Genomic DNA, 2853 nt, shown 5'->3' with positions numbered 1-2853 from the left:
TTCCCAAGAATTCAGCTGTTTCTTTAAGTGTTATTGCATACACATAGTCTGTCTTATTTGCACATTGTTTTATCCAACATTCAACTATATTTTCAGTTTCACTAATGTCTTTAACAGGACAGGGAAACATATATACTGTCACTTCATTTGTAAAATTATTGAAAATATCAAAAATATACTTTTGTGTAACCGGCTTGAGCATTAATCTACTTGTTTCAATATTCATTTGCAAATCCTCCGTCAAATATAAATAATTTCAACTCAACAAATATCTAATCTGTTGGCTTTGTATTCCTACCAAGCCTTTTATATGTCATTTAATTCAGAGTAGTATAACATAAAATATCACCTATTAAAATACTAAGAATCTAGCCTTTTCTGCCTCATTTTATGGCTTTTACAGCAAAAAAGAGCCCTTTTCAATAGTGTTTTCCACACTATCAATTAGACTCTATCCTTTGGTATATCTAACTTTATTCTATTTTCCACACATCATAGCCTCAAAATTTTTCATTTTAGGCATTTTGTGTGCACAGAGGGAGGCGCGTGGTATAGAGTATAAGTTTGCATTATGTACTAAGTAATAGGGGGGTTATATTTTATTTCTTTCCCCTTTAATATATTTAATAACATTATCAGTTATTTTATCTATTTCATTTAATTTTTTATCATTCACTATCGCGAACGAGTATACTTCACGATATGGTGGTTTTTCCAAGTAAAAAATCCTTGTTCTTTGATACCCATCTTTTTGTAAAGTTGTACCATCGAATACGGGTAAATCCGCTATTTGAAGTGGAGAATTTCTATATTCTTTCTCACCATATATATTTTCACCTATGCACTTGACCTCACCTGAAGCTTCTTGCTTTCTCATTACGTCTCTATATTTGATTTCACTCATATGATATTTAGGATGTTGCCATATAACCTTTTTATCTTTGGTTATCTTTACAATCTCGTCAAACTTCAGTGAAAGCATTTCTCCAGCATTTTCTTTACAGCATAGAATTGTATTTGCTAGAATTCCATCCCCTCCCAAAACAGTAATAGGATGAGGCATCCCCCTAAACAACGGATGAGTTTCTTCACCAGTACCACCATTTCCTCTAAATACCCTATATAATGTTGGCCAACTATGTGACTCATGGTTTCTTTGATTATCTTTATCAATTTCACTTAAAATATTTAGCAATGTATTCATCATTGAATACCTCCTTATACATGGATTTATAATTTTAATTGTAATATATTTTTCAAAATATTCAACCTCAAATGTTTAATTTATTTATCAACCTTATAATCCATAGAACGCTACCCAGCGCTACATTACCAATCCACCACACTACTATCTCCAACCTGCAAGTTACACGTCCTATAAACAAAAAAGAATACCTTTAATTGGTATTCCTCTCTGCTAATTAAGTATATCATTTAGTTACTTTTTCTAAGTTTAAGACCTCTGCTAAAACCTCTGTGAATGGCTGAATTGCATTTATAGCTTCTTCTAGTGTATCATTATTATTTCCAATATCCACTAGTAATGATTTAGGAGCCAAATGTAAGTTATATCTATATGGTTTTACTAGTACATAAGGAATTAAATTAGGAGTTAACTCATCACTCTTACATTTCATTTGAGCACTAAAACTAAGATTATCTTCTATGTAAGGATTCGAATATGTTTTTGAACTACCTATCGTCCCAATATTTTGATCGATGTTAAGTCCACTTACTACATTAATTTTTGCTGTTGATTTGCCATTCATTAAAGTAGCCGATGGTTCTACCGCTCCATCCCTATGAAGATCAATTATTACTTGTATTGAAGGATTTTCTTTAAGAATATCTTCTATAATAGGTTCCATTCTCTCATAAGCACCTACCACACTAGCTTGAGTATTTTTCTCATCTTTATAATGTAATACAGATACTTTGTAATTTTCTTCTAGAACACGTTCCAACTCATCTCCCACATCTAAAACACTACCTTTTTTATCACCTGCATACTCTTCTTGTGGATGTGTATGAATAATTAATATTTGTGGACCTTTTGTCGTAGTTTGAATGGACAGGTCCTTTTCAAGTAATTTGCTTACATTTAACTGTTCCTCCACTTTAACTTTTATCCCTACATCAAAGTTTCTAAATATACTCATATTCTTATCTACTTTTTTAGAAACCTCTGGTGCATTTGAAACAGATGCATAGGCAACACTACTAATTGATATTATCGCTATCAAACTTGCTGCAATTAATACTCTACGATTAATTTTCATGTTCTTCCCCCTTAACAATTTATTTCATTATCACCTTACACACTATGAACTTTTCCTATTATTTATGTACTAGCTCTTTCAGTTTTAATCTTTTTGTAATATTTCAATTACCAGTCTTTTATATTTTTATCACCGGCCTGCAAATTACAAGTCCTACACAATACAACTACATTCTCTTCATCCAATCTCAACTCAGGATAATCCTTGAACGATTTGATATGATGCCCTTGTAAGTTATCCGTTACAATTAACTTCCACTTACTCCAACACCTTTCACAATAAGGATGCTCTTTCACTTTCCTATTCCTGAGCTTTTGCCACGCATAAGATGAATAAAAGCGTCTCTTTTCATCTGATACTTTCCTATTATATTTAGGTGTACACTCACACCTTTGTTTATGTAAAATGATGTTTCCACATCTACTGCAAACTTTCTTCATGGTGTTTTCTCCAACATAAAAATAGTAGCCATTGTGACTACTTATATATTACTTTCTATTATAAACTGTTGTATACTAATCTAAAAATGTATAGGAGGCCTTAATATGTATAAAATAGCCTATTTGGATAAAGA

Annotated in this window: 4 protein-coding genes; all 4 read right to left on the bottom strand. The window is 31.6% G+C overall.

Features of this window, described 5'->3' with window-relative positions; translation table 11 throughout:
- Positions 1 to 226 (bottom strand): GNAT family N-acetyltransferase (locus tag H8718_RS19885; RefSeq protein ID WP_330597792.1); only part of this gene is annotated, 226 nt, incomplete at its 3' end.
- A 366-nt stretch (positions 227 to 592) separates the two neighbouring features.
- Positions 593 to 1207, bottom strand: a complete 615-nt coding sequence (locus H8718_RS19880; protein WP_249334799.1) for a hypothetical protein — start codon at positions 1205 to 1207, stop codon at positions 593 to 595.
- Positions 1208 to 1430: 223 nt separating this feature from the next.
- Positions 1431 to 2279, bottom strand: a complete 849-nt coding sequence (locus H8718_RS19875) for a stage II sporulation protein P (protein WP_249334797.1) — start codon at positions 2277 to 2279, stop codon at positions 1431 to 1433.
- Positions 2280 to 2386: 107 nt separating this feature from the next.
- Positions 2387 to 2719: an HNH endonuclease gene (locus H8718_RS19870; protein ID WP_249334796.1), complete on the bottom strand. Its 333-nt coding sequence runs from the start codon at positions 2717 to 2719 to the stop codon at positions 2387 to 2389.
- Between the last annotated feature and the right edge of the window lie 134 nt (positions 2720 to 2853).

This window comes from Zhenhengia yiwuensis (genome assembly GCF_014384995.1).
Lineage (GTDB): Bacteria > Bacillota > Clostridia > Lachnospirales > Cellulosilyticaceae > Zhenhengia > Zhenhengia yiwuensis.
Note: the sequence above shows the minus strand (reverse complement) of the source record. Positions and strands in the feature narration are given on the sequence as shown.

What these genes read in the sequence shown, in the direction of transcription:
- H8718_RS19880 (WP_249334799.1), bottom strand. Translation starts at nt 1,207, where the DNA reads ATGATGAATACATTGCTAAATATTTTAAGTGAAATTGATAAAGATAAT.
- H8718_RS19875 (WP_249334797.1), bottom strand. Translation starts at nt 2,279, where the DNA reads ATGAAAATTAATCGTAGAGTATTAATTGCAGCAAGTTTGATAGCGATA.
- H8718_RS19870 (WP_249334796.1), bottom strand. Translation starts at nt 2,719, where the DNA reads ATGAAGAAAGTTTGCAGTAGATGTGGAAACATCATTTTACATAAACAA.